Here is a 25161-nt window from a genome sequence, read left to right as displayed (position 1 = left end):
CTGTGCTCCGAGCCCACCCACTCGGAATCGTGGCAGAAACAAGGCGTTCAGGGGACGTCTTCGGCTCCCTGTGTCCGGCAGTTTTGATCGGGTTGTCCCGAGAGAGGCGCGAGCACCTCCGTAAAGGACCGACCAGCACAGTCGTTGCTGCCACGTGCGGATCGTACGCGGCTTTTCCAGGTGTCCACGCACGCCCACCGCTGCAACGCACCCGAGGACCGCGGATCTTCCCCGGCGCCTCCCTCTACCAGCGGAACGTCCGCATACGGATCGCGTGGCGCAGGCGGGCGGCCTTGGCGCGGCGCGGCTGGACACGGTCGCGCAGCTCGCGGGCCTCGGCGAGCTCCCGCAGGAACTGGGCCCGGCGCCGACGGCGCGCGGCGTCGGGCTCCTCCGGGTCGGGCTCCTCCGGTGTGTCCCGCGTGGGATCCGCCGGGGACTCAGGATCAGGCATCGGCTCACCACCCCCGCTACGTCCCTCCCACTTTCCCTCCGATGGGCGGTTTGACGCCAGCGCAAGGGGGACGCGAGCACCGTTACTGTTGTGGACATGCGTCTCCACGTCGTCGACCACCCTCTGGTCGCCCACAAACTCACCACGCTGCGCGACCAGCGCACCGACTCCGCGACCTTCCGTCGGCTCGCCGACGAACTGGTCACCCTGCTCGCCTACGAGGCCACGCGGGACGTGCGCACCGAAGCGGTCGACATCACGACCCCGGTCACCGACACCACCGGCGTCAAGCTCTCCTACCCGCGCCCCCTGGTGGTGCCGATCCTGCGGGCCGGCCTCGGCATGCTGGACGGCATGGTCCGGCTGCTGCCGACGGCCGAGGTGGGCTTCCTGGGCATGATCCGCAACGAGGAGACCCTTGAGGCCTCCACGTACGCCTCACGCATGCCGGAGGACCTGTCCGGCCGTCAGGTGTACGTCCTGGACCCGATGCTGGCCACGGGCGGCACGCTGGTCGCGGCGATCCGGGAGCTCATCAAGCGGGGCGCCGACGACGTCACGGCCGTGGTGCTGCTCGCGGCCCCCGAGGGCGTCGAGCTCATGGAGCGCGAACTGGCGGGCACGCCGGTGACGGTCGTGACGGCCGCCGTGGACGACCACCTCAACGAGCACGGGTACATCGTCCCGGGGCTGGGAGACGCGGGGGATCGCCTTTACGGCGCGGCCGAGTAGGGCGGGTCCGGTCCGGTCCGGTCCGGTCTGTTCGCCCTCTTCGCTCTCTTCGCCGCAGGGTTGCGATACAGCGGCGCAGCCCCGCGCCTCTTGGCGGCGTTGCTCAGCAGGCGTTCTTCGAAGCGGCGGGCGTCGGCTCGGGGTTGGTCAGTGCGGCCAGTGCCTTGTCGGCGTCCGCCTTCTTCGTCAGCTCTTTGAACTTGTCGCCGATGATCAGGTCGACGGCCGTGCCCTTGCGGGCGACTTCGGTGCGGCGTTCGGCGGTGCCGAGCTGGGTGGCGAGGACGGGCAGCGAGGTGTGCAGGGCCGCGTCCGGGCCGAGCAGGAGCCCGGTGCCCTTGACCTTCTTGTCGAACTGCTTCGTCGCGTTGCCCACGTCACCGATCTTGAAGCCGCGCTTCTTCAGCTCGTCCGCGGTCTGCTTGGCGAGGCCGCTGCGGGTCGTGGCGTTGAAGACGTTGACGGTGATCTTGCCCGGCTCGGGCAGGGCCCCCGTGGCCGTGGGCGTGGCCGAGGGGGTCGCCCTGGTCCCGCAGCCGGCCTTCGTGCCGGCTGCCGAAGCCTTTCCGCCGCCCCCGGTGAACAGGTCGATGAGCTGCAGTGTGCCCCAGCCGATCATGCCGAGTACGGCGGCGGAGGCGACGGCGATGCCGACGAGCCTGCCGCGCCGTCGGCGACGTCGCATCCGGGGGTATTTGTTCCCCTTGATGCGGTACTGGCCGCCCATGCCTTGGGGAGTCAGCATGCTCATGAGCGCAGCGTAGTGCTCCCGGGCGGCAATGCCTACTAGATGATCATTCGACGTCGCTCAGTCCAACCCGAAAGGGGCAACTGAGGCGGCGCGGCGCGGGGGTGTCGGCCCGGGGTCAGTCCAGTTCCAGGACTCGCGCGTGCAACACCTGGCGCTGCTGCAGCGCCGCGCGCACCGCGCGGTGAAGGCCGTCCTCCAGATACAGGTCGCCCTGCCACTTCACGACGTGCGCGAAGAGGTCGCCGTAGAACGTCGAGTCCTCGGCGAGCAGGGTTTCCAGATCGAGCTGACCCTTGGTCGTCACGAGCTGATCGAGGCGGACCGGGCGCGGCGCGACGTCCGCCCACTGCCGGGTGCTTTCCCGGCCGTGGTCGGGGTACGGCCGGCCGTTTCCGATGCGCTTGAAGATCACACGGAAAGCCTACCGGTCAAGACCTTCCGGGCGCAGCCATGGCGACGGAGTGCGCCGCTGGAAAAGACGCGACAAAACTGGACAGACCGGGAGGTGGGCGGGGAACGGCGGCCCGATCGGAAGCCGGAACGGACCCGAACGGACGCCGCGGGCGGCGACCGAGGCCGAACCGAACACACGTCGGGCCGGCGGTCGGAGCGGATTACGGGGGCGTGGATCCGGGCCTGCGGCGGGGCCGAGTCGGTCGTCCGTCGGAGCGGAAGCGGGAGTACGTCCGACGTGAGCGAGCGGGAGACCATGCCCAAGGCGGGTCCGGGGCCGTGACTCCGGCTGAACACGCAGACCGTGCATCCGATTCGCCCGAAAGGGGGCGGTGTACCGGCGAGGCCGTGGTGACGGTGGTGGTGTGCCGGAGCGGGCGGTGACGGCGTCGGTGCCGTACGGGCGGTATGCACAGGCTGTGGACAGGGAGTCGGAATACGAGGGGCTGCAGGCGGCCTGCGGGGCCGGGGAACGTCGGGCGGGAGATCACCCGGTCGGCCTTCGGTGCGGCGCGGCGGAGGCGGGGCCCCGGGGTAGGGCCCCGCCTCCGTCAGGTCGGCGTCAGCCGCGCTCCCGGTCCTTAGGGGGCTGCTGCGGCTTCTCCCTCTGCACCTGCGGTTTCGGTGTGTTGCGTGCAGCCTCCGCGCGCAGCAGGGCGCGCAGGACCGCGTAGGGGTCGATGGGCATGGCTGTGCTCCTTGTGTCGTACCGGCGGACCTCGTCGCGGGGTCTGTCAGCAGCGCAGGACCACAGTGCGCAGGATGTGCGGGACGTACGGCGGCCGTGGCGGCGCGGGGCGGGCAGGGCAGGCCCGGACGCCGGGCGGCGCCGATTTCGGCAGGGGTGCGGGACGCAGCCGTACGGTGTTGCGCCGGTCGGGGCGGGCCAGTGGCCGCAGGACCGTGTCGAGGACGTCGTGCTCGGCGAGCTCGCCGGAGGCGCCGGAGGAGGCGCCGGAGGCAACGGACGTCATGGGCACGGCGTGCGCCTGGGTGTGCGCGCCCGGCACCAGCAGGAAGAGCAGCAGCACGAGGACCCGCAGCCAGGCGCGGCTGCGCAGGGGGCCTCGTGCGGTGCTCACGGAAAGTCATCTCCCCGGTGGCCGTACGGCGTTCATCGCGTCGGACGTGAGATCCGCCCGCACGGCGTACCGGTTCGCCGCGGGTATCACAGCTCGTGCGGGACCTGGCGGGCCCGCTTCCGCATCCGGATGCCGGTGACGATCTCGACGATGCCGACCGCCACGAGCCACCATCCGGCGAGCAGCATGAGCACGGTGACCGACTCGATCGGGGAGTCGATCAGCACGATGCCGCCGACGAAGGTGACGACCCCGAGGAAGATGTGCCAGCCGCGGGCCGGCATGGACTTGTCGGAGGCGGCGGCCAGGGTCTGGGTGATGCCGCGGATGAGCCAGCCGATGCCGATCCACAGGGCGAGCAGCAGGACCGACTGCATCGGGCGGCGGAAGCAGAACAGGCCGAGGACGACGGACAGGGAGCCGCTGATGAAGGCCAGCACCCGCAGCGAGGTCGTCCGGTGCGTGCCGAAGGCGGAGACCAGCTGGAACACGCCGCTGATCAGGAGGTAGAGGCCGAAGAGGACACCGGAGACGAAGAGCGGGGCGCCGGGCCAGACCAGGACCAGGACGCCCAGGGCCAGGGAGGCGACGCCGGTGAGCAGGACGATCTGCCAGGCGGCCCGGGAGAGGGCGTGCAGAGGCCCCTCCAAGGGCGGCTCGGGCTCATGGGACGTCCCCGGCCCGGGTGGCCCGGGCGGGTGACCGGAGTGGACCCGGCGGTCGTCGTAGTCCCGGCCGTAAGGGGCGCCGGACGGTGCCTCGCTCATGCTCCATGCTGGGAACGAGCCCGCCCGCCCCGCCATCTGGAGCGGTCCAGTCGACTGACGGCTGGTGCGGGTCTGTTTGCGGGCCGGGTGGCTGGCGCCGGGCTGCTCCTGGGTGGGGTGGCTGCTGTCGGGCTGGACGGCTGTCGCCGCGTCGCTTCCGAGCCCGAGGACTGCCGCGGGCCGGATTTGCGGGCGGCCGGATTGTGAGCGGCCGCATTTACGGGTCGGATGGCCGCCGCCGGGTTGCTCCCGGGTGGGGCGGCTGCCGCCGGGCTGGACCCCGGGTCGGATGGGCGGTCCTGGGCTGCTCCTGGGCGGGTGGCGGGTGGCGGTTGCCGGGCTGCCGCGCCGCGGGCTGGACGGTTGCCGCCGCGTCGCCGCGCGGGCCGGACGGTTGCCGCCGCGCTGCCCCGCAGGCCGGACGGCTGCCGCCGGGCTGAACCCCGGGTCGGATGGGTGGCCCTGGGCGGGGTGGCGGTTGCCGGGCTGCCGCTCCCGGGTCGGACGGTTGCCCTCGCGCCGCGCCGCGGGTCGGACGGTTGCCGTCCGGGTGTTGCTCCCGTGGCGGACGGTTGCCGTCGGGGTGTTGTTCGCGGGGCGGGCGGCTGGCCTCTGGCTGCTGTTTCCTGGTTACTTGCCGGACGCCTTCGCTGCCTTTGCCGCCGCCTTCATCTCCTGCTTGTGTGCTCGCACCTTGGCCAGTGACTCGGGGCCGGTGATGTCGGCGACGGAGCGGAAGGACTTTGTCTCGCCGTAGGCGCCTGCGGCCTCCTGCCAGCCCTGGGGGCGCACGTCCAGTTGCTTGCCCAGCAGTGCGAGGAAGATCTGTGCCTTCTGCTTGCCGAAGCCGGGCAGGTCTTCCAGGCGGCGCAGGAGTTCCCGACCGTCCTCGACGCCCTTCCAGACGAGCTCGGCGTCACCGTCGTAGTGCTCGACGAGGTACTGGCACAGCTGCTGGATCCGCTTGGCCATCGAGCCCGGGTAGCGGTGCACCGCCGGCTTCTCGGACAGGAGGGACGCGAAGGCCTCCGGGTCCTGGACGGCGATGTCGTGTGCGTCCAGGTCGTCCGTGCCGAGGCGGTCCGCGATCGTGCGGGGCCCCTTGAACGCCCACTCCATCGGTACCTGCTGGTCCAGCAGCATGCCGACCAGCGCGGCGAGGGGGCTGCGGCCGAGGAGTGCGTCGGCCTCGGGGTCCTGGGCGAGGTGAAGGGTGACGTCCATGACCCCGATCATGCCGTGGCCTGCGTCACCTCTCCACGTGGGGGCCGGTGAGGGCGGCGCCGAAGTGGCCCTTGAAGCCGCGGACCGTGATGCCGGTGCTCTTGCCGCAGATGCTGACCGAGCCGCTCAGCACGGGGCCGGAGGCCGAGCCGCGGGCGATCCACACGCAGCCGTCGCTGTTCTCGCCGGGAATGCCGACGACCGTCTCCGGCCTGCCGTCCTTGTTGAGGTCGGCGATGTGGACGGCGGTACCGAACTCGTCCTCGGTCTCGGCGGTGCCGGGCACGTCCGAGGTGTTCTGGCTGTATCCGGCAGCACGGGCGGTGGTCAGGCCGGAGGCGGAGCCACGCAGCAGGACGACCGCACCGGCCGAATCCTGCGTCCCGATGCCTTCGCCGGGGGAGCCGACGAGGACGTCGGCGTACTTGTCGCCGTTGACGTCACCGATGCTGAGGGACTGGCCGAACCGGTCGCCGTTCTCGGCCGTGCCGGGCACGCCCGCTGTGTCCTGCTGGTACACCTTCGGCTTCTGGTCGGCGGTGATGCCCTGCGCGCTGCCGAAGAGCACCTGGATCTCGCCGCCGCGGTGGGCGGCGCCGGTCCCGCCCGCGAGGGAGTCGTCCGCCGCGATGCCGGTGACGAGGTCGCCGTACCCGTCGCCGTTGACGTCGCCGATCACGCCGGTGTGGCCGTCGGCGTAGGGGAGTTTGGTGGGCCAGTTGGCAAGGCTGTCCTCGTGCGGGGCGCCGTTGTCGAGGTGCACCGGCCCGCGGAGGTCGCCGCTCGTCGGCCCGGCCAGCCAGAACCGCTCGGCCCTGCCGTCGCCGTCGACGTCGCCCATCACCACGCCCCGGGTCTCGCCCGTGCGCCACTCGCGGTAGGCGGAGGCGGCCCGCCCGGTGCGCGTGAACGGGCCCGTGTAGGAGGCGCCTTCGCAGCGGGAGCCGATGCTGAGCTCGGGGGCCCCGTCGCCGTTCATGTCACCGGTGGCGAGGGACATCCCGAAGCCGCAGAGCGTCATGCCGTCTCCGTAACCGGCGGGCGGGGCGATGTTCGCGCCGCCCTTCAGCCCGTCCGGCCCGCCCCACACCACGGTCACGGAGCCACGGAGCTGCTTGGTGCCGACGTCTTCGCCCGGGGTGCCGACGATCAGGTCCGCGTACCCGTCCCGGTCCAGGTCGGCGCTGGTCACCGCCGTACCGAAGCGGTCGAGCTCCTCGGCGTCCCCGGGAATCCCGGTCGTCGCCTGCGTGACGACCGTCCGCCGCGTCGCGCTCACCGACGACGCCGAGCCGTAGAGCACGACGACCGAACCGGCCGCCTCGACACTCCCGTTGGTGGCGTACGGCGCTCCCACGGCCAGGTCGCGATAGCCGTCCCCGTTGAAGTCGTCCTGGACGGCGGCCGTGTTGGCGCCCTTGTACGGCGCCGCCGCGGAGGACGTCACCGGGGTGAGCGTGACGGCGACGGAGGCGGTGAGCACGGCGGCCGCCGTGACTGCTCTGCGCAACGGGACTCCCAGACTTGAGCATCGGACGTCCCACTGGACACACGAACCACACGAATGGTTGTGCGGTCAGGGCCGCCAGTACCCCAGCGCGTTCACCCGCTGCTTCGGCAGACCCAGCTCCTTGCGGACGTACGAGGTGAGGGCGCGGGTCGTCGCCGTGTCGCAGGCGATCCAGACGTACGGGTCCGGGGCGCCGGCGAGGAGGCCGGGCAGGGCGTCCTTCACCTGGGCGACCAGGTGGGCGCCGGAGTCGCGGCGGGGGACCTTTCGCACCTCGTGGCGGGACGGTTCGGTGCGGAAGGGCAGGTCGTCCTGCTCGCCCTCGAACCAGACCGTCACCGGTGCCGAGTCCAGGGTGGAGAGCAGGGAGTTGAGGGCGGGGAGGGAGGCGGGGTCGGCGACGGCGAAGACGTGGGAGGGAACGGGGTCGGGGTCGGTGAACCCCGTGCCGTGGATGGTCGCCTCGATCGTGTCGCCGGGCTTCGCCGCCCGCGCCCAGTCGCTGGCGCAGCCCTCGTGCAGGGCGAACTCCAGGCTGAAGGTGCCGGCCGCCGGGTCCGGGTCGACCAGGGTGTAGGCGCGCTGGTGGGGCTTGCCCGCGTTGTCGAACCACAGCCGGACCCACATGGTCGGGTGCACGCCCGTCGCCGCCAGCATGCCGCCGTCCGTGAGGTGGACGCGGCGGTAGTCCTCGGTGACGTCCTCGGCGCCCGTCACCGTGAACACGAAGTCCTTCGCGCGCAGCAGCTTCAGGACCGCGCCCTCCCAGCCGTGCCCCTGCACCATGGCTTGTTCACCCTTCACGTACCATTCCTGCACCAATGACTTAGGCAAGGCTAACCTAAAGTAAAGGAGGGGCACAGGTGACCGGCGAGATCTTCCGTGATGCCTGGGGCATTCCGCATCTTCGCGCGGACGACGCGATGGCACTCGCCCGGGTGCAGGGCCGCGTCACCGCCCTCGACCGGGCCTGGCAGCTGGAGGTGGAGCGGCACCGGGCGCAGGGCACGTCCGCGTCCTTCCTCGGCGCCGAGGCCCTGCCCTGGGACCGGTTCGTCAGACGGGCCCGCCTCGACGACACGGCGAGACGCTGCTTCGCCGAACTGGAGAGACGGGACCCGGAGTCGGCGGGGTGGGTGCGGGCGTACGTCGACGGGGTGAACGACGGGCTGGCCGAGGGCGCCCGTCGTACGCCGGAGTTCGCGCGCACCGGGCTCGCCCCGGGGCGTTGGGAGCCCTGGACCCCGCTCGGCGTCTGGCTCGGCATTCACATCCTCTTCGCCGGCTTCCCGGCCAAGCTCTGGCGCGAGCAGGTCGTACGGCATCTCGGCGCCGACGCGGTCGCGCTGTTCGCCACCGACGGGCCCGGCACCTCCGGCAGCAACGGCTGGCTGGTGAGCGGCGAGCGGACCGTCACCGGGCACGCGATCATCGCCGGTGACCCGCACCGCTTCATCGAGGAGCCCGGCGTCTACCAGCAGATCCACCTCTCCTGCCCCGAGTTCGACGTCGTCGGCCTCGCCGTCCCGGGCATCCCCGGCATCGCCCACTTCGGCCACACCGGCACGGTCGCCTGGGCCATCACCAACGCCATGGCCGACTACCAGGACCTGTACCGGGAGCGGTTGCGGCGTACGGGGGCGGGGGTGGAGGCCCTGGGGCCGGACGGGGTGTGGCGCCGAGCGGCGCGGCACACCGAGGTGGTGGAGGTGGCGGGGGAGGAGCCGGTCGAGGTCGAGGTGATCGAGACGGAGCGGGGGCCGGTGATCATCGGGGGGCCTGAGGGGCTGCCTGACGGCCTGCAGGAAGGTTTCTCCGGTGGGCTGTCCGGCGGGTTGTCGGGCGGGTTGTCGGGTGGCTTGTCCGGCGGGCCGTTTGGCGGGCCGTCCGATGCGTTCCCCGGCACCCCGGAAGCCGACGCCGACCTCGACCCCGACCTCGACCTCGACCCCGACGGCACCCTGCCCCTCGCCCTCGCCGTCGCCCTCCGCTACCCACCCCGCGTCACCTCCGACCTCGGCTTCAGCGCCCTGCTCCCCCTCCTGCGCGCCCGCCGGGTCGCCGACGTCGACCGTGCCGTCGACCTGTGGGCCGAGCCCGTCAACGTCGTCCAGGCCGCCGACACCGAGGGCGGCCTGCTGCACCGCGTCGCCGGAAAGGTGCCGGTGCGCTCCGAGGCCAACCGCACCCGGCTCGTGCCCGCCTGGGAGCCCGGCCACGACTGGCACGGCCGGCACGAGACGCCGCGCGGCGGGCTCACCGACGGCATCGCCGCCATGGCCAACCAGCGCGGCATCGCCGCACCCCTGGGCGTCGAGTTCGCCCCGCCCCATCGCGCGGACCGCATCACGGCGCTGCTGGGGGAGAAGGAGCGCTGGTCGGCGGCCGACATGCCGGCGATCCACATGGACACGCAACTGGCCTCCGCGGAGCCCCTGTTGGAGATCCTCGGCGCCGCCGAAGCCCTCTCCCCCGAGGCCGCCCGCATCCGGCGGTCCCTCCTGGCCTGGGACCGCCGCATGGACGCGGGCAGCGAGACCGCGGCCCTGTACGCGGCGGTGCGCGGGGCGGTCGTACGGCGACTCGCCGCTCATCCGGCCTTCGCCGCGCTGTCGGTCCCGCCCGCCTACCCGGAGGTGCTCCTCCCCTGGCTGGCCCTGCTCCCGCGCGTCGGCTTCGCCCTCGAACACCTGCTGCGCGCCGCGGAGTTGGAGGAGTCGTACGGCATCGACCGCGCCGAGGCCGTACGCGCGGCGGTGGAGGAGGTGGCCGCCCGGCACCCCACCGGAACCTGGGGCGACACCCATCGCCTCGCCCCCTGGCGGGCGCTGACGACGACCTCGTACGACGAACCCGGCCTCTCCGGCGACCACGACTGCGTGCTGTGCACCTCCGCCGTGCCCGGCCTCACCGACCTGAGCGCACGCGGCCCGGCCGCCCGATACGTCTGGGACCTGGCCGACCGCGAGGCGAGCCGCTGGGTGGTCCCGCTCGGCGCCTCCGGCATCCCCGGCTCACCCCACCACCGCGACCAACTCCCCTTGTGGAGCATGGGAGATCTGGCCCCGGTCGTCACCGATTTCACCCAGTTTGAGAAGGAGTCCGATGTCTGAGCCGCCCGCGGTCGTCCGCCGACCGGTCCACGAGGAAGTGGTCGACGGCTTCGGCGCCGTCCGTGTCCTGCCCCTCGACCCGCACGCCGACGCCGAGGTGATCCACGGCTGGGTCAGCGAGGAACGGGCCGTCTTCTGGGGCATGAACGGCCTGACCAGGGACCAGGTGGCCGAGATCTACGCCCACCTGGACACCCTCGACACCCACCACGCCTTCCTGGTCGTACGGGACGCCGACCCGGTCGCGCTGCTCCAGACGTACGAGCCGGAGGCCGACCGCGTCGGCGAGTGCTACGACGTCCGTCCCGACGACATCGGCGTCCACCTGCTGCTCGCCCCCGCCGGCTCGGCCGGCGCGCGGTCCGGCTGGACCTCGGCGCTCCTGACCGTCATCACGTCATACGTCTTCCTCACCCTGGACCGGCAGCGGGTGGTGGTGGATCCCGACGTACGCAATGAGAAAGCCATCGCCCGTTTCCTCAAGCAGGGCTTCACGGCGGGCCCGGCGGTCGTGCTGCCGGAGGTCGACCTCCCGGACGTGTACATCCCGCGGAAGGACGCCCAACTCGCCTTCCTGGAGCGAGAGGTAGCCTTCCCGGCGTGACCCCCGAAGAGCTCGTCGCGCACTACGCACTGGAGCCGATCCCGCGCGAGGGCGGGCTGTTCCGGCGTACGTGGGCGGGACCGGAGCTGGCCGACGGGCGCCCGCAGGGCTCCGCGATCGTCGTCCTCCTCACCGCGGACGACTTCTCGGCCCTGCACCGTCTGCCGTCCGACGAGGTCTGGCACTTCTATCTGGGCGACCCCCTGGACATGCTGCTCCTCGCCCCCGACGGCACGTCCCGCACCGCCGTACTCGGCCCCGACATACTGCGCGGCCAGCACATCCAGCTCACTGTCCCCGCCGGAAGCTGGATGGGCGCCCGGGTGGCGGCGGGCGGGTCCTGGACCTTCTTCGGCTGCACGATGGCGCCCGGCTTCACCTACGAGGGCTACGAGCACGGCGACCTGGCGCAGCTCACGGCGCGCTATCCCGCCGAAGCCGCCCGGATCGCGGGACTGTGCCGTCCATGAGCGGACTCCTCGAAGGACAGGTCGCCCTGGTCACGGGCGCGGGCGGCGGCATCGGGCGCGGGGTCGCGCTGCGGTTCGCGCAGGAGGGGGCGGCGGTCGTGCTGCACTGCCGTACGGCGGTGGAGGCGGCGGGGGAAGCGGCGTCCCGTATCCGGGAATCGGGTGGGCGGGCCGTGGTGCTGCGCGGCGACCTGACGGATGAGGAGGAGTGCCGACGGGTGGTGGCCGAGGCCGCCGAGTGGGGTGACGGGCGACTGACGGCGCTGGTCAACAACGCGGGCGCACAGCCGACGCAGGAGCTGCGGGGCATGACCGTGGCGCAGTGGCGGGCGGTCGTGGACACCAACCTGTCGAGCGTCTTCGCGTGCACACAGGCCGCGGTCGAGGTCATGCGGGAGCAGGACGGCGGCGGCTCGGTCACCCACATCGCCTCCATCGAGGCGACCCACCCGGCACCCCTGCACGCCCACTACTCCGCCTCCAAGGCGGCGGTGGTGATGCACGCCCGCTCGGCCGCCCTGGAGTACGGCCCTCTCGGCATCCGCGTCAACACGGTCTCGCCCGGGCTGATCGACCGGGAGGGGCTGGAGGAGGCGTGGCCGGAGGGGGTGCGGCGGTGGGAACGGGCGGCGCCGGCGGGGAGGTTGGGGCGGCCGGAGGACGTGGGGGACGCTTGCGTGTTCCTGGCGTCGCGGCTCGCGTCCTGGGTCACGGGGCACGATCTGGTGGTGGACGGTGGGGTGTCGGCGGGGCCGACATGGTGACGGTGGCGTGATCGCGCCCCTGCTTCGAGTCGGGTGGTGAGTGGGGTAGGGCCTGGGGGCCGGGGGCGGAGCCCTCTTCGCAAGACCGTTGCCGAGCGTGCTGAGCCCGGAGGGCTTCGCGTCCGTACATACCCCCGAGGCCTCGAGTCCGACGACGGAGATGTGACAGACGTGGGGTGCGATGACCGACGACAATCGCGGTACCGAAGCCACTCGCGGCGAGGAGTTCAACGGCTGGTGCTGCTGGGCCCCCTGCTGGTCCTGCTCCTCCTCGGCGGCACGGGATCCGCGTCGGCTCACGCAGCCCTCCGCGCCACTGACCCCGAGGACGGAACCCTCCTCAAGTCGGCCCCCCGTCACCTCACCCTGACCTTCACGGAGTCCGTCGGCCTGCTCGACGACTCCTTCCGCGTCCTGGACCCGGACGGCCGCCGCCTGCGCACGGGCGAGCCGCAGCACGCCCAGGACGGCAGCGACACCGCGCGGGTGACGTTGCCCGGGAAGCTGGCCCAGGGCACCTACACGGTGGCCTGGCGGGTGGTGTCGGCCGACAGTCATCCGGTCTCCGGAGCGTTCACCTTCTCCGTCGGCAAACGCTCCCTCACCCTGGCCACCGTCGACCCCGGCCCCACCGAGGACCCGGCGACCAAGGCCCTCTACAACATCGCCCGCTACCTGGCCTACCTCGCCGCCGCCCTGCTCATCGGCACGGCGACGTTCATGGCGGTCTGCCGTCCGCCGGACGCCCCCGTGCTCCACAGGCTGCTCAGGACGGGCTGGTGGACCCTCCTCGTCGCCACCCTCGCCCTGCTGGTGCTGCGCGCCCCGTACGAGACGGGCGAGGGCCCCCTGGGGTCCCTGAGCGCCGACTCCCTCACCCGCACCCTGACCAGCCGCCCGGGCGTCGTCCTGCTGGCCCGCCTCGCCCTCCTGCTGGGGGCCGCCGTGTATCTCGTACGGCTGTCCCGGCGCCGTCAGCCCTACGGCTGGTCCGGCGCCGCCCTCGCCGCAGGCCTCGCCGTGACCTGGGCCGCCGGCGAGCACGCCTCCGCGGGCGTCCAGGTGCCGGCCGCCATGGCGTCCTCGGCGCTGCATCTGCTGGCCACGGCGGTATGGCTGGGCGGCCTCACGGCCCTGGTCGTGACGCTGTACCGGTCGGCCCCCCTGACCCCGGCCACCGTCACCCGCTTCTCCCGCCTCGCCTTCGCTTCCGTGACCGTCCTGGTCGTCACCGGCGTCTACCAGTCCTGGCGCGGCCTCGGCTCCTGGGACGCGCTCACCGGCACGACGTACGGCAGGCTCCTGACCCTCAAGCTGGCCGCGGTGGCCCTGCTCCTCGGGGCGGCGGCCCTCTCGCGTCGCTGGACGGCGCGGCTGGCGACAGTCGACGCGGAGGCGGTCGTACGGGAAAGGGAACGGGAGCGGGAGCGAGAGCGAGAGCGGGTGCCGGAGGCGGTCGGCGGGCCGACCTCGCCGGAGCCGACGTCGCCGGAGCCGCCGTCGGCCCACGTGGCGTCTCCCCCGGACCGGCACCGCCGTGCGCTGCGCCGTTCCGTCCTCGCCGAAGTCGCCGTCGGCGCCGTCGTGCTCGCGGTCACCACGAGCCTCACCAGCACGCTGCCCGGCCGAGCGGAGGCCGAGGCGGCGGCGGGGGCGCCCGCCGTCATCGGTGCCTCCGTCACCACCGTCCCCTTCGACGTCGGCACCCCCGGCGGCCGCGGCAAGGTGCAGATCACCCTCGACCCGGGCCGGGTCGGCGACAACTCGATCGAGGCCCTCGTCTACGGCCCCGACGGCGGCGTCGCCATCGTTCCTGAACTGCGTGTCTCCTTCACCCACGCGGCCAAGGACATCGGCCCCCTCGACGCCGAGCTCGCCGACAAGGGCGGCTACTGGGGCAACAGCTTCCTCAACCTGCCCATCGCCGGGACGTGGAAGATGAAGGTCACCGTACGGACGTCGGAGGTCGACCAGGTGAGCGAGACCAGGTCGGTCGTCGTGCGCTAGCAGCGCACCTCCACAATTTCGATCATCCCGGGCATCAAGATCGGTTCGAGATATCGGTCACGTTTCCGAAACGGCCATCGACATCTCTTGACGCATGACCTGACATACGGCTGTTATTGCGCCAACGTGTTCGGTCAAGTTGATTTCTGATCGGTTACGACGGACTTCAGCTAGCCCACCCTCGTGATCGAACCCTGTCATCAGGAGCCGTAGATGCAGCACTTCTCCCCCTCCGGTCTCTCACTGCCCTCGCCGAGCCGTCGCACTTTGCTGCGTGGCATCGGTGGCGCCGCTGTTCTCGGCGCCGGTGTCCCGCTGCTGAGTGCGTGCGGTGGCGGTGGTTCGGCGAGTGATCCGAAGACGGTCACGGTCGGTTCGAACGCGTCGGACGCGGTGCCGAAGAAGGCGTTCGCCGATATCTACGCGGCGTTCAAGAAGGAGTCCGGGCTCACGGTCGACGTGAACACCAAGGACCACAACACCTTCCAGGAGCAGATCAACTCCTACCTGCAGGGCACGCCGGACGACGTGTTCAACTGGTTCGCCGGTTACCGGATGCAGTTCTTCGCGGCCAAGGGGCTGGCCACGCCGCTGGATGACGTGTGGAAGTCCATCGGGGGCAACTTCCCCGACGCGATGCACAAGCTCTCCAAGGGCGAGGACGGCAAGTACTACTTCGTGCCGCTGTACACGTACCCGTGGGCGCTGTTCTACCGCAAGAGCGTGTTCAAGGAGAAGGGCTACGAAGTGCCCACGAAGTGGGACGACTTCGTGGCGCTGTGCAAGCAGATGAAGAAGGACGGCCTGGTGCCGATCGCCTTCGGTGACAAGGACGCCTGGCCGGCGCTGGGCACGTTCGACCAGATCAACTTCCGTGCCAACGGCTACGACTTCCATGTGGAGCTGATGGCGGGCAAGGCCGCCTGGACCGATGCCAAGGTGCGCAAGGCCTTCGACCTGTGGGCGCAGATCCTGCCCTTCCACCAGGAGGGCGCCACGGGCCGTACCTGGCAGGACGCCGCCCAGACGCTGGCGTCGAAGAAGGCCGGCATGTATCTGCTCGGCACCTTTGTGGGTCAGCAGTTCACCGACGAGGCCGACCGTGAGGACCTGGACTTCTTCGCCTTCCCGGAGATCGACCCGGCCTACGGGCAGGACACCGTGGAGGCGCCCACGGACGGGTTCATGCTCTCCAAGGCCCCGAAGAACAAGGCCGGTGCGGTCAAGCTGCTGCAGTACCTGGGCTCGCCGGCGGCGGAGGAGATCTACCTCAAGTCCGACCCGAACGTGGTGGCGGCCTCCACCAAGGCCGACACCTCCTCCTACAGCCCGCTGCAGAAGAAGGCCTACGAGATGATCTCCGGGGCGAAGTCCCTGACGCAGTTCATGGACCGTGACAGCCGGCCGGACTTCACCTCCACGGTGATGCAGCCGGCGCTGCAGAAGTTCATCCGTGACCCCAAGCAGATCGACAGCCTGCTGTCGTCGATCGAGCGCCAGAAGAAGACGATCTTCGCGTCGGGCTGATCGAGATGACGACTGACATCACCAAGGAGACCCCCGAGGCGGCCGCTGTGCCGCCTTCGGGCGCTGCCCAGCCCAAGAAGGTGCCCCGCGGGCACCGCCGTCTGCTGACCCGCCGTGACCGGCTCACCCTCGGCCTGATGGCCGGGCTGCCGACGATCCTGCACATCGCCCTGGTCTGGGTCACCGCGCTGGCGTCGATCGCGCTGGCCTTCACCACCTGGGACGGCATCGGCTTCGACTCGATCAAGTGGGTCGGGCTGGACAACTTCCGCGAGCTGTTCACCAACAACCCGCAGTTCTGGCCGGCCGTCGAGCACAACGTCGTCTGGTTCGTCGTGCTGATCCTGATCCCGACCCCGCTGGGGCTGTTCCTGGCCGTGCAGCTGGACAAGAAGATCCGCTTCAGCCGCGTCTACCAGACCGCGTTCTTCCTGCCCGTCGTGCTGTCGATGGCCGTCATCGGCTTCGTCTGGCAGCTGGTCTACAACCCCGACACCGGCCTGATCAACAGCGTCATCGGCGCCAACGAGCCCGGCAAGTACATCGACTGGATCGGCGACCCCGACCTCAACCTGTGGGCGATCCTCGTCGCCGCGTCCTGGCGCCACGCCGGCTACATGATGATCCTCTACCTGGCCGGCCTCAAGGGCGTCGACCCCGCCCTGCGCGAGGCCTCCGCCCTGGACGGCGCCGGCGAGTGGCAGACGTTCAAGAACGTCATCTTCCCCACCCTGCGCCCCACCAACACCATCGTCCTGGTCGTCACCATCATCGAGGCCCTGCGCGCCTTCGACCTCGTCTTCGTCTTCAACAAGGGCGCCGAAGGCACCGAACTGCTCTCCATCCTGGTCACCAACAACATCATCGGAGAGTCCAGCCGCATCGGATACGGCTCGGCCATCGCCGTCGTCCTGCTGCTGATCTCCCTGATCGTGATCATCCCCTACCTGGTGGCCACCTTCCGCAAGGAGCGGCGCGCATGAGCACCACCACCGCCCCCCTCAATGCGTCCAAGCAGCGCACCCCGATCCGCCCGGCCAGGATCCTGCTGCACCTCTTCCTCGCCTCGATGGCACTGGCCTGGCTCGCCCCGCTGCTGTGGGCCGTCTACGCCGCCCTGCGCCCCTACGCCGAAACGAGTGAGAAGGGCTACGTGTCCTGGCCCGACACGCTGACGTTCGACAACTTCACGAACGCCTTCCAGCAGTCGGACATGACGCACTACTTCGGCAACACCATGCTCATCGCCGTCCCGGCCGTACTGGTGACCCTCTTCCTGTCCTCGATGGTCGCCTTCTACGTCAGCCGCTTCGACTTCCGCATCAACCTGTTCCTGCTGCTCGTCTTCACCGCCGGCAACCTCCTCCCGCAGCAGGTCATCATCACCCCCCTCTACCGGCTCTACCTCCTGATCGACCTGCCCGGCATCACCATGAGCGGCAAGCTCTACGACTCCGCCCTCGGCCTGGTCCTCATCCACGTCGCCTTCCAGTCCGGGTTCTGCGCCTTCGTACTCAGCAACTACATGAAGATGCTCCCCCACGAACTCACCGAAGCCGCACTCGTCGACGGCGCCTCCGTATGGCGGCTGTACTGGCAGATCACCCTCCCCCTGTGCAAACCGGCGATGGCCGCCCTCGGCACCCTGCTGTCCATCTGGATCTACAACGACTTCTTCTGGGCCCTCGTACTGATCTCCACCGGCGAGAACATGCCGATCACCTCGGCACTGAACAACCTCTCCGGGCAGTACTTCACCGACCCCAACCTCATCGCCGCCGGCGCCCTCATCACCGCCGTCCCGGTCCTGGTCGTGTACTTCCTCCTCCAGCGCCAGTTCGTCAGCGGCCTCACCCTCGGCGCCAACAAGGGCTGACCTCGGCCCCGTTCGAAAGAGAACCCCCGTGCACCACCCCTTCACCCCCGTCGCCTCCGTGCCCGTGGACGAGGCCCGCGCCCGCGTCCACGAGGAGGGCTGGCAGTCCTGGAGCCCCAGCGGCGCCTACGCCCTCGGCGACAAGCCGTACCGCCCGACCGACGACAACTGGGCGACGGTCTGTTACCGCCCCGGCGTCACCGTCCCCGAGGGCACGTTCCAGGGCGAGGGCCTGCTGGTGCTCGACCCGGGCGACGGCTCACCGGTGCGCCTGTGGGCGGCGGCCGATCCGACGCGTGAGGTCCCGTCGATCCGGCTGGTCGTGCGGGACGGGGGCGTCGCGGAGGTCAGCGCCGACGGCCCGGTGAAGGAGTGGACGGGCAGCACCGTCCAGTCGGTGCTGGGCGACTGGGCCGACAGCCTCCAACTGGCGGCCCCGCGCCCGGCCCCGACGGTCTGGTGCTCCTGGTACGAGTACTTCACGCAGGTCACCGAGGACGACATCCACGAGAACCTCCGTGCGATGGAGACCCTCGACCTGCCCATCGACGTCGTCCAGATCGACGACGGCTACCAGAAGGCCCTCGGCGACTGGCTCACCCTCTCCGGCCGCTTCCGCTCCCGCGCGGGCATCGCGGACGCGATCAGGGCGCGGGGCCGCCGGGCCGGCATCTGGACGGCCCCCTTCCTGGTGGACCCGGCGAGCGACCTGGCCGCCGAGCACCCGGAGTGGCTGGTCCGGGACACGGACGGCGGTTTCACACACGCCGGCCGCAACTGGGGCCACGACCTGCGCGTCCTGGACACCACGCACCCCGAGGCGGCGGCGTATCTGACGGACGTGTTCCGCACGCTGCGCGCCGAGGGCTACGACTACTTCAAGGTCGACTTCCTCTACGCGGGCGCGCTGGACGGCGTACGACACGACCGGGACGCGGACGCGCTGACGGCGTACCGATCCGGGATCGAGCTGCTCCGCGAGGCGATCGGCGAGGACGCCTACCTGCTGGGCTGCGGCGCCCCGATCCTCCCCTCCATCGGCCTGTTCGACGCGATGCGGGTCAGCCCCGACACGGCCCCGCACCGCCGCCCCGAGGCCGACGACTACAGCCAACCCGGCCAGGACCCGGCCGAGTTCACCGGCGCCGGCCGCCAGTGGCAGCACGGCCGCCTCTGGATCAACGACCCCGACTGCCTGATGGCCCGCCCCGCGGTGGAGACCCGGGAGCAGTGGGCCGCGCACGTCGAGGCGACGGGCGGCCTGATGGCATCCAGCGACCGTCTGCTGTCGCTGGACGAGTGGGGCGTGGCCACGACTCGCCGTCTGCTCGGGGGAGATGCCCGATGAAGCGCGAACTGTCCCTCCCCGGCATCGCCTACGGCGGCGACTACAACCCCGAGCAGTGGCCCGAGGAGGTCTGGGCCGAGGACATGCGCCTGATGCGCGAGGCCGGGGTGACCATGGTCAGCGTCGGCATCTTCTCCTGGGCGCTGCTGGAGCCGGCCGAGGGCGAGTACGACTTCTCGTTGCTGGACCGCGTCCTCGGCCTGCTGCACGACAACGGCATCGCGGCGGACCTCGCGACCCCGACGGCGGCACCCCCGGCGTGGTTCTTCAAGGCCCACCCGGAGGCGCTGCCGGTCGACAAGGACGGCCGCGGACTGTCGTACGGCAGCCGCCAGACGTTCTGCCCGAGCAGCCCGGCGTACCGCGAGGCGGCCCTGCGCATGGCGGGCGAGATCGCCCGCCGTTACGCGGACCACCCGGCCGTGGCGATGTGGCACGTCCACAACGAGTACGGCTGCCACAACGCGGAGTGTTACTGCGACGAGAGCGCGGCCGCCTTCCGGCGTTGGCTGCGTAGCAGGTACGCGGACGATCTGGCAGCCCTGAACGAGGCATGGGGAACGCGTTTCTGGAGCCAGTGGTACTACTCCTGGGACGAAATCATCCCGCCCCGCCCCACGGGCGCCGTCCCGAACCCCACCCACCAGCTGGACTGGCGCCGCTTCTGCAGTGACGAGCTGCTGTCGCTGTACGAGGCGGAGCGCGAGGTCCTGCTGGAGGCGGCCCCGGCCACCCCTGCCACCACCAACTTCATGGTGATGTACAACTTCGACGCGCTGGACTACTGGCGCTGGGCCCCGAAGCTGGACGTCGTCTCCAACGACCACTACCTCCAGTCCGCCGACCCCGAGTCGCAGATCGACATCGCCCTCAGCGGCGATCTGGTCCGCTCCCTCGCGGGCGGCCCGTGGCTGCTGATGGAGCACTCCACGGGCGCGGTGAACTGGCAGCCGGTGAACAGGGCGAAGGGCCCTGGCGAGCTTCGGCGCAACGCGCTGGCCCATGTGGCCCGCGGCGCGGACGGCATCGCCTACTTCCAGTGGCGTGCGGCGAAGGCGGGCGCCGAGCAGTGGCACTCGGCGATGCTCCCGCACGCGGGCACCGACAGCCAGATCTGGCGTGACGTCGTGCGACTGGGCGCGGACCTGCGGGCGTTGGCCGAGGTACGCGGCAGCGTCGGCACGGCCGAAGTGGCCGTCGTCTGGGACTGGAACGCCCGCTGGGCCATGGAACTCCCCTCCCAGCCGAGCGCCGAACTGCGCTTCCAGGACCTGGTCCGCGCCTGGTACGAGCCGCTGTGGCGGTCGGGCGTGGCGGTGGACTTCGTACGGCCGGACGCGGATCTGTCGGGGTACCGGGTGGTGTTGGCCCCCTCGCTGTACCTGGTGGACGACGAGGGCGCGAGCAACTTGACGGCCTTCGCGGAACGGGGCGGCACGCTGGCCGTCGGCTTCCACAGTGGTGCGGTCGACGAGAACTGTCACGTCCGGCTGGGCGGTTACCCGGGCGCGTTCCGGGAGGCGCTGGGGGTGCTGACCGACGAGCTGTTCCCGCTGCTGCCCGGCGAGTCCGTGGGGCTCAGTGGTGGCGGTACGGGGGCGCTGTGGTCGGAGCGGGTGCGCCTGGCCGGCGCCGAGCCGGTGGAGTCGTACACGACCGGTCCGCTGGCGGGCGGACCGGCGGTGACGCGCAACTCCCTTGGCGAGGGCACCACTTGGTACCTCGCCACGCAGCCGGATGCGGCGACCCTGGCGGGGTTGCTGGACCGCATCCGTGCGGAGGCGGGCGTAAAGCCGGTCCGCACGACCCCGCAGGGCGTCGAGGCGGTCCTGCGGCGGGGTTCGGACGCCGACTATCTCTTCCTCATCAACCACACCGACCGGCCCGCCCATATCGCGGTCGCGGTGGACGCCACGGAACTGCTGACGGGCAAGCCGGTGCCGGGGGCGGTCAGCGTTCCGGCGGGGGAGACGGCGGTGGTGCGGGAGCCGCACGGGGACTGAGCAAACGGGTCGGCGCCGCGCCGAGGCGAACTCGGCGCGGCCTCACCCACCCCCAGAGGGCAGCGGCGAGGACCGACCAGACCGTGACGACGGGATCAGGTGGTGTTCGCCGAAACCTCCGCGCGGACGATCAGTGTGCCGATGTGCTGGTGGGCGTCGGGGCGGGCGCAGATCGTCGGCGGTTGCCAGCGTGGTGGGGGCAGCCGCAACGGCGGACGAGCCAGATGCCGACGGCGTGGGGCAGCGGAATGTCCTTGAGCTGGCGGCACTCGCGGTGCAGGTCCTTGTAGCCGGGCTGAACGGCGAGCGCGCACTCGGCGGACAGGGGGAGTGTCTCGGTGGGCGCCGTCATCCGAGTCGTCCCGCCCGGTTCAGCTCGGTCACCCGTGCACGGAGCACTTCGGTGTCCGTGGCGTGTCGGACTTCGTTGGGGGCCGCATCCCACTCGCGTCCGCCGCCGGGGGGCCGGAGCTGGACGTGGGGGCCTTCGTTCCCCATGGCGTAGCCGATCTTGTTTGTCTTCGTGTCGACGACCAGGGCGCCGTTCTCTGCCGGGGCCGGGTCGCTGTCTCGCAGTTCCGTCCGATCCATGAACAGGACGCTAAGAGCGGGAAGTTGGCAGGCACTATGCTTCTTTCTCAAATTTGCTCGTCGAGCTACTCGGATTGCTGGTGATTTCTTCTGTGCCCCGCCTCACTCCGTAGCGCCGGGCTGGGCCCCTGTCCATGCTGATTGGATCAACGCCCCCGGGAAAGGACAGCGTTCATGGCGCGTCAGCTACTCTTCACCGGCACGGACAGCAAGGTCGATGGCTGTCCTGCACTGCACACGGACGTCAACACCGGCGAGATCGTCGTTCAGGGCACGCCGGTCACCGACCCCGAGGACATCGCGCAGCTCCGGCACTTCGGGCAGCGAGAGGCCGCGGTGGTCGTGCCGCGGGAACTACTCGTGAACTGGGGACCGAAGGAGATGGAGCGGGTGCCGGAGCTGGTCGACCGAGACACCTTCCTGGGCCTCTTCGAAACCTTCGAGCACACCGCCTGGCGCTTGGAGACGCGGCGCGGTTACGCGTCAGACCGTCAGGACCCCGACTATCAGGCTTTCCTGGCCACCGGATCGTCGACCTGGGACCCCAGCGAGCCCTGGTTCACGAACATCCGCCGCCAGACCGATGCAGGCAAGACCATCGGCCGCGTCCGCATCGCCGACAAGCCGCCCACCACGGAACAGCTGTTCCTGCTCGACTACTCCAGGCACAACGCCTCCGTCGGAGAGGACATCCGCTACCTCTGGCGAGAGGAGGCGGACCGAGCCGGTCTGCCCGCCGAGGACTTCTGGCTCTTCGACTCGCGTCTGGTCGCCCTGCTCCGCTTCGACGACGGCGACAACCTGCTGAACGTCGAGCTGATCACGGAGCCTGCGGAGGTCGTGCGGTACTCCATGGTGCGCGACGCGGCCATGCACCACGCCGTGGGGTACGACAGGTTCGCCGCGCAGGTAGCCGCGACCGAGTAGCGCGTGTGACCGGTGAGTACTGACTACCAGCAGGCACGGGAGGCGTTGGGGGCGCGGCTTCGCGAACTCCGCTTTTCGTGCCCTGGCGGCCGGCTCACCGGTCAGCAACTCGCACAGCGGCTCGGCTGGCAGGGCTCCAAGGTCAGCAAGCTGGAGAACGGCAGGCAGACGGCCACCCCCGAGGATCTCCGGGCATGGGCTGACGCGACCGAGCAGCCGGACGCGTATCCCGAACTCGCCGCGCGCCTAGCCGGATTCGAGTCCCACATCAGGTCGTGGCGCCGGGCCCTGGCGAACGGCTTCAAGCCCCTTCACGAAAGCCTCAGCAACGAGATCGAGCGCTCCGCGGAGATATGGGTATGGGAAGAGGCAGTGGTCGTCGGCCTGATGCAGACACCGGAGTACGCCCGCCACGTCATCGGGCGCTATGCGGAGTTGCTCGGCTCGGCCGGCGACATCGAGGACGCCGTGCGGGCCCGGGTGCAGCGCCAGGAGTGGCTGTACCGGTCCGGCCGCAAACTCCACGTGCTCATGTGGGAGGCCGCGCTGCGTTCACTGATCTGTCCGCCCTCGGTACTCGCCGCCCAGCTCGACCGGCTCACCGGCATGATCGGTATGGACACGGTCGAACTCGGCATCATCCCGTTCGCCTCCCCGGTGAAGATCGTCCCCGCCAACGGCTTCTGGGTTCTCGATGACCGCCTGGTCGTCGCGGAAGACTGGCACGCGGAGCTGTGGCTGGACGACGACGACAATGTCGCGTTGTACAGGAAGGTATGGACAGCGCTCCGGGAGTCCGCGGTGTACGGGGCCGACGCCCATAACGTGATCACCGCTGCCCGGCGCGCACTGAACCAGCGCTGACGCCCCCGTCGTCTACGCGTCCTCTGCGGCGGCGGACTTCTCAGGTCGCTCGGTGACGAACGAGCCGAGGCCGGGCTCGGTGTAGATGAGTCCTTCTTCTCGCAGGCCTTTGTGGACCTTCTGTGCAGTCACAGCAGCGATGCCGAACTCCGCCGTGATCTCGACGACGGACGGGATACGCGTACGCGGCGGGTAAGTGCCGTCCTTGATGCGGCGGCGGATCACCTCAGCTACCTGGCGCCAACGGGGGATGTCGGGAGCGAATTCCATCACCGCACCACCATGCGCAGACGGTGGCACCCGGCGCGATTCACAGTTAACCGCTCATACCGCAGTAGACCATAGTAGGGTTCTCTTCCAAGAAGCCCCGGCGACGGTTGCAGCCGCCCCGGGGCACGGCCACCAGCGAACTCGGAGCTGATGACATGACCGACCTTATCCACCGCCTGGCCGCCTGGGTGGCACTGCTGCTCAAGCCACGCGGCGCGCATCGCAGGCCCGCCCGACCGCCCCACCTCGCCCTTGTCGCCCCACCGCGGCCTCGCGTCATGCCCCTCCCGGCCCACCGCAGCCCCTACGGCCTGGACACTCCGCTCGACGCCACGGCAACCCGCTCCGTACGCCCGTACCTCACAGCCCACGAGCAACGTCAGCGGCGCCGCGAGCTCGCCCTCGCCGCCCTGGGGCAGGACATGCCCGGCCCGTACTGGATCCATGGGCTGGAGGTCGCCTGATGGCAGCGGAATCGCCGCGCCTGCTCCCCTGGGCCGGCCCTGAAGGCAAGGCGTGTTACCTCATCACCGATGACCACGGCGGACCGGTGTCCCGTCTGGCCGATGCCACCGAGTCCATCCAACTCGGCATGGGCGGCGAACTCCTCGCCCACGCCCATGACATGCTCCCGGACACCCCGCCCGGCGAACTCCGCTTCCTCGCCGAGCGCCTGACCGAGGCCCTCCATGACGCCCTCCGGATCGCCGAAAGCCGCGGTCGGCGCTTGGGCCGTCTGAACTAGCAGGCGCCAACGCAATGCGACAGCCCCGGTGATCACCGGGGCTCTCGACTCTGTGCACTCGGTGGGATTCGAACCTGCAACCTTCTGATCCGTAGGATCGGGCAGCGCGTTGCGCTGGGGCCTCGCCCTCATCAGGGGTGATCGCTGACGGCCGTGATCGTCGGTCTCTGTGTGCCGTCGTTGCCGTCAACGTTGCCGTCATTGTCCTGCCCCTGGGGCCTGGCGCACGAGTGCCCAGACAGCTCTGTTGACCGCTTAGCGGTCACACTCCGATGAAGCTCACTGTCTCCGTCATGTCCGCCCGCCCGGTACGCAGCCGTGGCACGCCTTCCTTCTCGAATCCCACCGCTAGACCGCAGAACAGTGCGAGCCCGTCATCAGCTCCGACTATCTGGCTGACGGTCTTGCGGTACATCGTCCACATCACCTGGGGACAGCTGTGCAACCCTTCCGCCCTCAGCAACAGCATGACCGTCTGCAAGTACATCCCCGCATCCCCCCACTGTCCGGGCCCCATCGTCCGGTCGAGGTAGCAGAACAGCACGACGGGCGCCCCGAACGCCTCCGAGTTCAAGGCGGCGATCTTCGTGGGCCTGTCGGGGTCGTCGCGCTCGATTCCCAGTGCCTTGTACCGCTGGGCGGCTGCGGCGGAAAAACGGTCCAGATACGGCGAGGTCAGTTCGGCCGGATACATCGGATACTCCCGCTCATCACCCGGGTCTCCCCTCAGTGCCCTGGCCGTCGCACGCCTCTTCAGTTCGGCCAAGGGCTCGCCGGTCACGACATACACATGCCACGGCTGGAGGTTCCCGCTCGACGGGGCCCGCGTCGCTGCGGCCAGCACACGTTCGAGTAGCTCTTTGGATACCGGCTCATCGCTGAACGCCCGTACGGCCCGGCGGCTGTCCACGGCTTCATACACATCCACGTCTTCTCATCCCCTCACTCAACGACAACCACCTCTCTAGCGTCTTCAGCACGGATCGGGCAGCTTGCCTGGCGGGGGTCCGCCTTCCTCCGGACTGATCGCTGACGCTCGTGATTGTCGGTCGTTGTGTGCCGTCGGTGCCGTCATTCGG

The 25161-nt window shown here is 70.5% G+C and carries 28 protein-coding genes; 15 read left to right on the top strand and 13 right to left on the bottom strand.

Features of this window, described 5'->3' with window-relative positions; genetic code table 11:
• Positions 1 to 244: 244 nt before the first annotated feature.
• Entirely contained in the window at positions 245 to 454 is a 210-nt protein-coding gene (locus tag PBV52_RS23115; protein ID WP_274240784.1) for a hypothetical protein, read from the bottom strand.
• A 96-nt stretch (positions 455 to 550) separates the two neighbouring features.
• On the opposite strand from PBV52_RS23115, the gene upp reads away from it, so the two are divergent.
• Positions 551 to 1186, top strand: a complete 636-nt coding sequence (gene upp, locus PBV52_RS23110) for a uracil phosphoribosyltransferase (RefSeq protein WP_274240783.1) — start codon at positions 551 to 553, stop codon at positions 1184 to 1186.
• Between the two features lie 103 nt (positions 1187 to 1289).
• Here the strand turns inward: upp and PBV52_RS23105 are convergent, their stop codons facing one another.
• The 8 genes from PBV52_RS23105 to PBV52_RS23070 form a co-directional block, all read right to left on the bottom strand.
• The gene (locus PBV52_RS23105; protein ID WP_274249515.1) at positions 1290 to 1913 is read right to left on the bottom strand and encodes a LytR C-terminal domain-containing protein; all 624 of its coding nucleotides are present in this window, start codon (positions 1911 to 1913) and stop codon (positions 1290 to 1292) included.
• Between the two features lie 139 nt (positions 1914 to 2052).
• A complete protein-coding gene (locus tag PBV52_RS23100; protein WP_003999914.1) occupies positions 2053 to 2349 on the bottom strand; it encodes a type II toxin-antitoxin system VapB family antitoxin in 297 nt (98 codons plus the stop codon).
• A gap of 603 nt (positions 2350 to 2952) precedes the next feature.
• The gene (locus PBV52_RS23095; RefSeq protein WP_274240775.1) at positions 2953 to 3078 is read right to left on the bottom strand and encodes a hypothetical protein; all 126 of its coding nucleotides are present in this window, start codon (positions 3076 to 3078) and stop codon (positions 2953 to 2955) included.
• 46 nt (positions 3079 to 3124) lie between these two features.
• Complete coding sequence (locus tag PBV52_RS23090; RefSeq protein WP_274240774.1) at positions 3125 to 3472, bottom strand: hypothetical protein; 348 nt, start codon at positions 3470 to 3472, stop codon at positions 3125 to 3127.
• Positions 3473 to 3558: 86 nt separating this feature from the next.
• Positions 3559 to 4239 (bottom strand): HdeD family acid-resistance protein, encoded by a 681-nt coding sequence (locus tag PBV52_RS23085; RefSeq protein WP_274240773.1) that lies wholly within the window; start codon positions 4237 to 4239, stop codon positions 3559 to 3561.
• 630 nt (positions 4240 to 4869) lie between these two features.
• A complete protein-coding gene (locus PBV52_RS23080) occupies positions 4870 to 5463 on the bottom strand; it encodes an HhH-GPD-type base excision DNA repair protein (protein WP_274240772.1) in 594 nt (197 codons plus the stop codon).
• 25 nt (positions 5464 to 5488) lie between these two features.
• Positions 5489 to 6973: an FG-GAP-like repeat-containing protein gene (locus PBV52_RS23075; RefSeq protein WP_274240771.1), complete on the bottom strand. Its 1485-nt coding sequence runs from the start codon at positions 6971 to 6973 to the stop codon at positions 5489 to 5491.
• 66 nt (positions 6974 to 7039) lie between these two features.
• Entirely contained in the window at positions 7040 to 7759 is a 720-nt protein-coding gene (locus PBV52_RS23070; RefSeq protein WP_274249513.1) for a siderophore-interacting protein, read from the bottom strand.
• Positions 7760 to 7836: 77 nt separating this feature from the next.
• On the opposite strand from PBV52_RS23070, the gene PBV52_RS23065 reads away from it, so the two are divergent.
• The 10 genes from PBV52_RS23065 to PBV52_RS23020 all read left to right on the top strand — a co-directional run bounded on the left by PBV52_RS23065 (position 7837) and on the right by PBV52_RS23020 (position 20685).
• Positions 7837 to 10086 (top strand): penicillin acylase family protein, encoded by a 2250-nt coding sequence (locus PBV52_RS23065; protein ID WP_274240770.1) that lies wholly within the window; start codon positions 7837 to 7839, stop codon positions 10084 to 10086.
• Positions 10079 to 10690, top strand: a complete 612-nt coding sequence (locus tag PBV52_RS23060) for a GNAT family N-acetyltransferase (RefSeq protein ID WP_274240768.1) — start codon at positions 10079 to 10081, stop codon at positions 10688 to 10690. Before PBV52_RS23065 ends, PBV52_RS23060 begins: the two co-directional genes overlap by 8 nt.
• Positions 10687 to 11160 carry a cupin domain-containing protein gene (locus PBV52_RS23055; RefSeq protein WP_274240767.1) on the top strand — a complete coding sequence of 158 codons (474 nt, stop codon included), beginning with the start codon at positions 10687 to 10689 and terminating at the stop codon, positions 11158 to 11160. The genes PBV52_RS23060 and PBV52_RS23055 overlap by 4 nt, the downstream gene beginning before the upstream one ends.
• Positions 11157 to 11924, top strand: coding sequence for an SDR family NAD(P)-dependent oxidoreductase (locus PBV52_RS23050; RefSeq protein WP_274240766.1), 768 nt, complete (start codon positions 11157 to 11159; stop codon positions 11922 to 11924). The genes PBV52_RS23055 and PBV52_RS23050 overlap by 4 nt, the downstream gene beginning before the upstream one ends.
• A gap of 237 nt (positions 11925 to 12161) precedes the next feature.
• Entirely contained in the window at positions 12162 to 13931 is a 1770-nt protein-coding gene (locus tag PBV52_RS23045; RefSeq protein ID WP_274240764.1) for a copper resistance CopC/CopD family protein, read from the top strand.
• 213 nt (positions 13932 to 14144) lie between these two features.
• Positions 14145 to 15458 carry an ABC transporter substrate-binding protein gene (locus PBV52_RS23040; RefSeq protein ID WP_274240763.1) on the top strand — a complete coding sequence of 438 codons (1314 nt, stop codon included), beginning with the start codon at positions 14145 to 14147 and terminating at the stop codon, positions 15456 to 15458.
• Positions 15459 to 15463: 5 nt separating this feature from the next.
• Positions 15464 to 16441, top strand: a complete 978-nt coding sequence (locus PBV52_RS23035) for a carbohydrate ABC transporter permease (RefSeq protein ID WP_274240762.1) — start codon at positions 15464 to 15466, stop codon at positions 16439 to 16441.
• Entirely contained in the window at positions 16438 to 17334 is an 897-nt protein-coding gene (locus PBV52_RS23030; RefSeq protein ID WP_274240761.1) for a carbohydrate ABC transporter permease, read from the top strand. The genes PBV52_RS23035 and PBV52_RS23030 overlap by 4 nt, the downstream gene beginning before the upstream one ends.
• Before the next feature lie 28 nt (positions 17335 to 17362).
• Positions 17363 to 18682, top strand: coding sequence for a glycoside hydrolase family 36 protein (locus PBV52_RS23025; RefSeq protein WP_274240760.1), 1320 nt, complete (start codon positions 17363 to 17365; stop codon positions 18680 to 18682).
• The gene (locus PBV52_RS23020) at positions 18679 to 20685 is read left to right on the top strand and encodes a beta-galactosidase (protein ID WP_274240759.1); all 2007 of its coding nucleotides are present in this window, start codon (positions 18679 to 18681) and stop codon (positions 20683 to 20685) included. Before PBV52_RS23025 ends, PBV52_RS23020 begins: the two co-directional genes overlap by 4 nt.
• A gap of 130 nt (positions 20686 to 20815) precedes the next feature.
• On the opposite strand, the gene PBV52_RS23015 is transcribed toward PBV52_RS23020, so the two are convergent.
• Both PBV52_RS23015 and PBV52_RS23010 read right to left on the bottom strand, forming a co-directional pair.
• Entirely contained in the window at positions 20816 to 21037 is a 222-nt protein-coding gene (locus PBV52_RS23015; protein ID WP_274240758.1) for a hypothetical protein, read from the bottom strand.
• Positions 21034 to 21276, bottom strand: a complete 243-nt coding sequence (locus tag PBV52_RS23010) for a hypothetical protein (protein ID WP_274240757.1) — start codon at positions 21274 to 21276, stop codon at positions 21034 to 21036. The genes PBV52_RS23015 and PBV52_RS23010 overlap by 4 nt, the downstream gene beginning before the upstream one ends.
• Positions 21277 to 21450: 174 nt before the next feature.
• Between PBV52_RS23010 and PBV52_RS23005 the strand changes: the two genes are divergently transcribed.
• Both PBV52_RS23005 and PBV52_RS23000 read left to right on the top strand, forming a co-directional pair.
• Positions 21451 to 22203 (top strand): DUF6879 family protein, encoded by a 753-nt coding sequence (locus PBV52_RS23005; RefSeq protein WP_274240756.1) that lies wholly within the window; start codon positions 21451 to 21453, stop codon positions 22201 to 22203.
• A gap of 12 nt (positions 22204 to 22215) precedes the next feature.
• Positions 22216 to 23067 carry a helix-turn-helix transcriptional regulator gene (locus PBV52_RS23000; RefSeq protein ID WP_274240754.1) on the top strand — a complete coding sequence of 284 codons (852 nt, stop codon included), beginning with the start codon at positions 22216 to 22218 and terminating at the stop codon, positions 23065 to 23067.
• 12 nt (positions 23068 to 23079) lie between these two features.
• On the opposite strand, the gene PBV52_RS22995 is transcribed toward PBV52_RS23000, so the two are convergent.
• Positions 23080 to 23337, bottom strand: a complete 258-nt coding sequence (locus PBV52_RS22995; RefSeq protein WP_274240752.1) for a GntR family transcriptional regulator — start codon at positions 23335 to 23337, stop codon at positions 23080 to 23082.
• 155 nt (positions 23338 to 23492) lie between these two features.
• Here PBV52_RS22995 and PBV52_RS22990 point away from each other — a divergent pair, with 155 nt between their 5' ends.
• Both PBV52_RS22990 and PBV52_RS22985 read left to right on the top strand, forming a co-directional pair.
• Positions 23493 to 23801: a hypothetical protein gene (locus PBV52_RS22990; protein ID WP_274240751.1), complete on the top strand. Its 309-nt coding sequence runs from the start codon at positions 23493 to 23495 to the stop codon at positions 23799 to 23801.
• Positions 23801 to 24082, top strand: coding sequence for a hypothetical protein (locus PBV52_RS22985; RefSeq protein WP_274240750.1), 282 nt, complete (start codon positions 23801 to 23803; stop codon positions 24080 to 24082). The genes PBV52_RS22990 and PBV52_RS22985 overlap by 1 nt, the downstream gene beginning before the upstream one ends.
• 262 nt (positions 24083 to 24344) lie before the next feature.
• Here the strand turns inward: PBV52_RS22985 and PBV52_RS22980 are convergent, their stop codons facing one another.
• Complete coding sequence (locus PBV52_RS22980) at positions 24345 to 25010, bottom strand: nitroreductase (protein WP_274240749.1); 666 nt, start codon at positions 25008 to 25010, stop codon at positions 24345 to 24347.
• Between the last annotated feature and the right edge of the window lie 151 nt (positions 25011 to 25161).

It is taken from the genome of Streptomyces sp. T12 (genome assembly GCF_028736035.1).
Classification (GTDB): domain Bacteria; phylum Actinomycetota; class Actinomycetes; order Streptomycetales; family Streptomycetaceae; genus Streptomyces.
This window is presented reverse-complemented; position numbering and strand designations above follow the sequence as displayed.

Excerpts from the sequence above, each read along its gene's own strand:
- PBV52_RS23115 (WP_274240784.1), bottom strand. The coding sequence starts at position 454 with ATGCCTGATCCTGAGTCCCCGGCGGATCCCACGCGGGACACACCGGAG.
- upp (WP_274240783.1), top strand. The coding sequence starts at position 551 with ATGCGTCTCCACGTCGTCGACCACCCTCTGGTCGCCCACAAACTCACC.
- PBV52_RS23105 (WP_274249515.1), bottom strand. The coding sequence starts at position 1,913 with ATGGGCGGCCAGTACCGCATCAAGGGGAACAAATACCCCCGGATGCGA.
- PBV52_RS23095 (WP_274240775.1), bottom strand. The coding sequence starts at position 3,078 with ATGCCCATCGACCCCTACGCGGTCCTGCGCGCCCTGCTGCGCGCGGAG.
- PBV52_RS23085 (WP_274240773.1), bottom strand. The coding sequence starts at position 4,239 with ATGAGCGAGGCACCGTCCGGCGCCCCTTACGGCCGGGACTACGACGAC.
- PBV52_RS23080 (WP_274240772.1), bottom strand. The coding sequence starts at position 5,463 with ATGGACGTCACCCTTCACCTCGCCCAGGACCCCGAGGCCGACGCACTC.
- PBV52_RS23070 (WP_274249513.1), bottom strand. The coding sequence starts at position 7,759 with ATGGTGCAGGGGCACGGCTGGGAGGGCGCGGTCCTGAAGCTGCTGCGC.
- PBV52_RS23060 (WP_274240768.1), top strand. The coding sequence starts at position 10,079 with ATGTCTGAGCCGCCCGCGGTCGTCCGCCGACCGGTCCACGAGGAAGTG.
- PBV52_RS23050 (WP_274240766.1), top strand. The coding sequence starts at position 11,157 with ATGAGCGGACTCCTCGAAGGACAGGTCGCCCTGGTCACGGGCGCGGGC.
- PBV52_RS23040 (WP_274240763.1), top strand. The coding sequence starts at position 14,145 with ATGCAGCACTTCTCCCCCTCCGGTCTCTCACTGCCCTCGCCGAGCCGT.
- PBV52_RS23035 (WP_274240762.1), top strand. The coding sequence starts at position 15,464 with ATGACGACTGACATCACCAAGGAGACCCCCGAGGCGGCCGCTGTGCCG.
- PBV52_RS23030 (WP_274240761.1), top strand. The coding sequence starts at position 16,438 with ATGAGCACCACCACCGCCCCCCTCAATGCGTCCAAGCAGCGCACCCCG.
- PBV52_RS23020 (WP_274240759.1), top strand. The coding sequence starts at position 18,679 with ATGAAGCGCGAACTGTCCCTCCCCGGCATCGCCTACGGCGGCGACTAC.
- PBV52_RS23015 (WP_274240758.1), bottom strand. The coding sequence starts at position 21,037 with ATGACGGCGCCCACCGAGACACTCCCCCTGTCCGCCGAGTGCGCGCTC.
- PBV52_RS23010 (WP_274240757.1), bottom strand. The coding sequence starts at position 21,276 with ATGGATCGGACGGAACTGCGAGACAGCGACCCGGCCCCGGCAGAGAAC.
- PBV52_RS23005 (WP_274240756.1), top strand. The coding sequence starts at position 21,451 with ATGGCGCGTCAGCTACTCTTCACCGGCACGGACAGCAAGGTCGATGGC.
- PBV52_RS22995 (WP_274240752.1), bottom strand. The coding sequence starts at position 23,337 with ATGGAATTCGCTCCCGACATCCCCCGTTGGCGCCAGGTAGCTGAGGTG.
- PBV52_RS22990 (WP_274240751.1), top strand. The coding sequence starts at position 23,493 with ATGACCGACCTTATCCACCGCCTGGCCGCCTGGGTGGCACTGCTGCTC.
- PBV52_RS22985 (WP_274240750.1), top strand. The coding sequence starts at position 23,801 with ATGGCAGCGGAATCGCCGCGCCTGCTCCCCTGGGCCGGCCCTGAAGGC.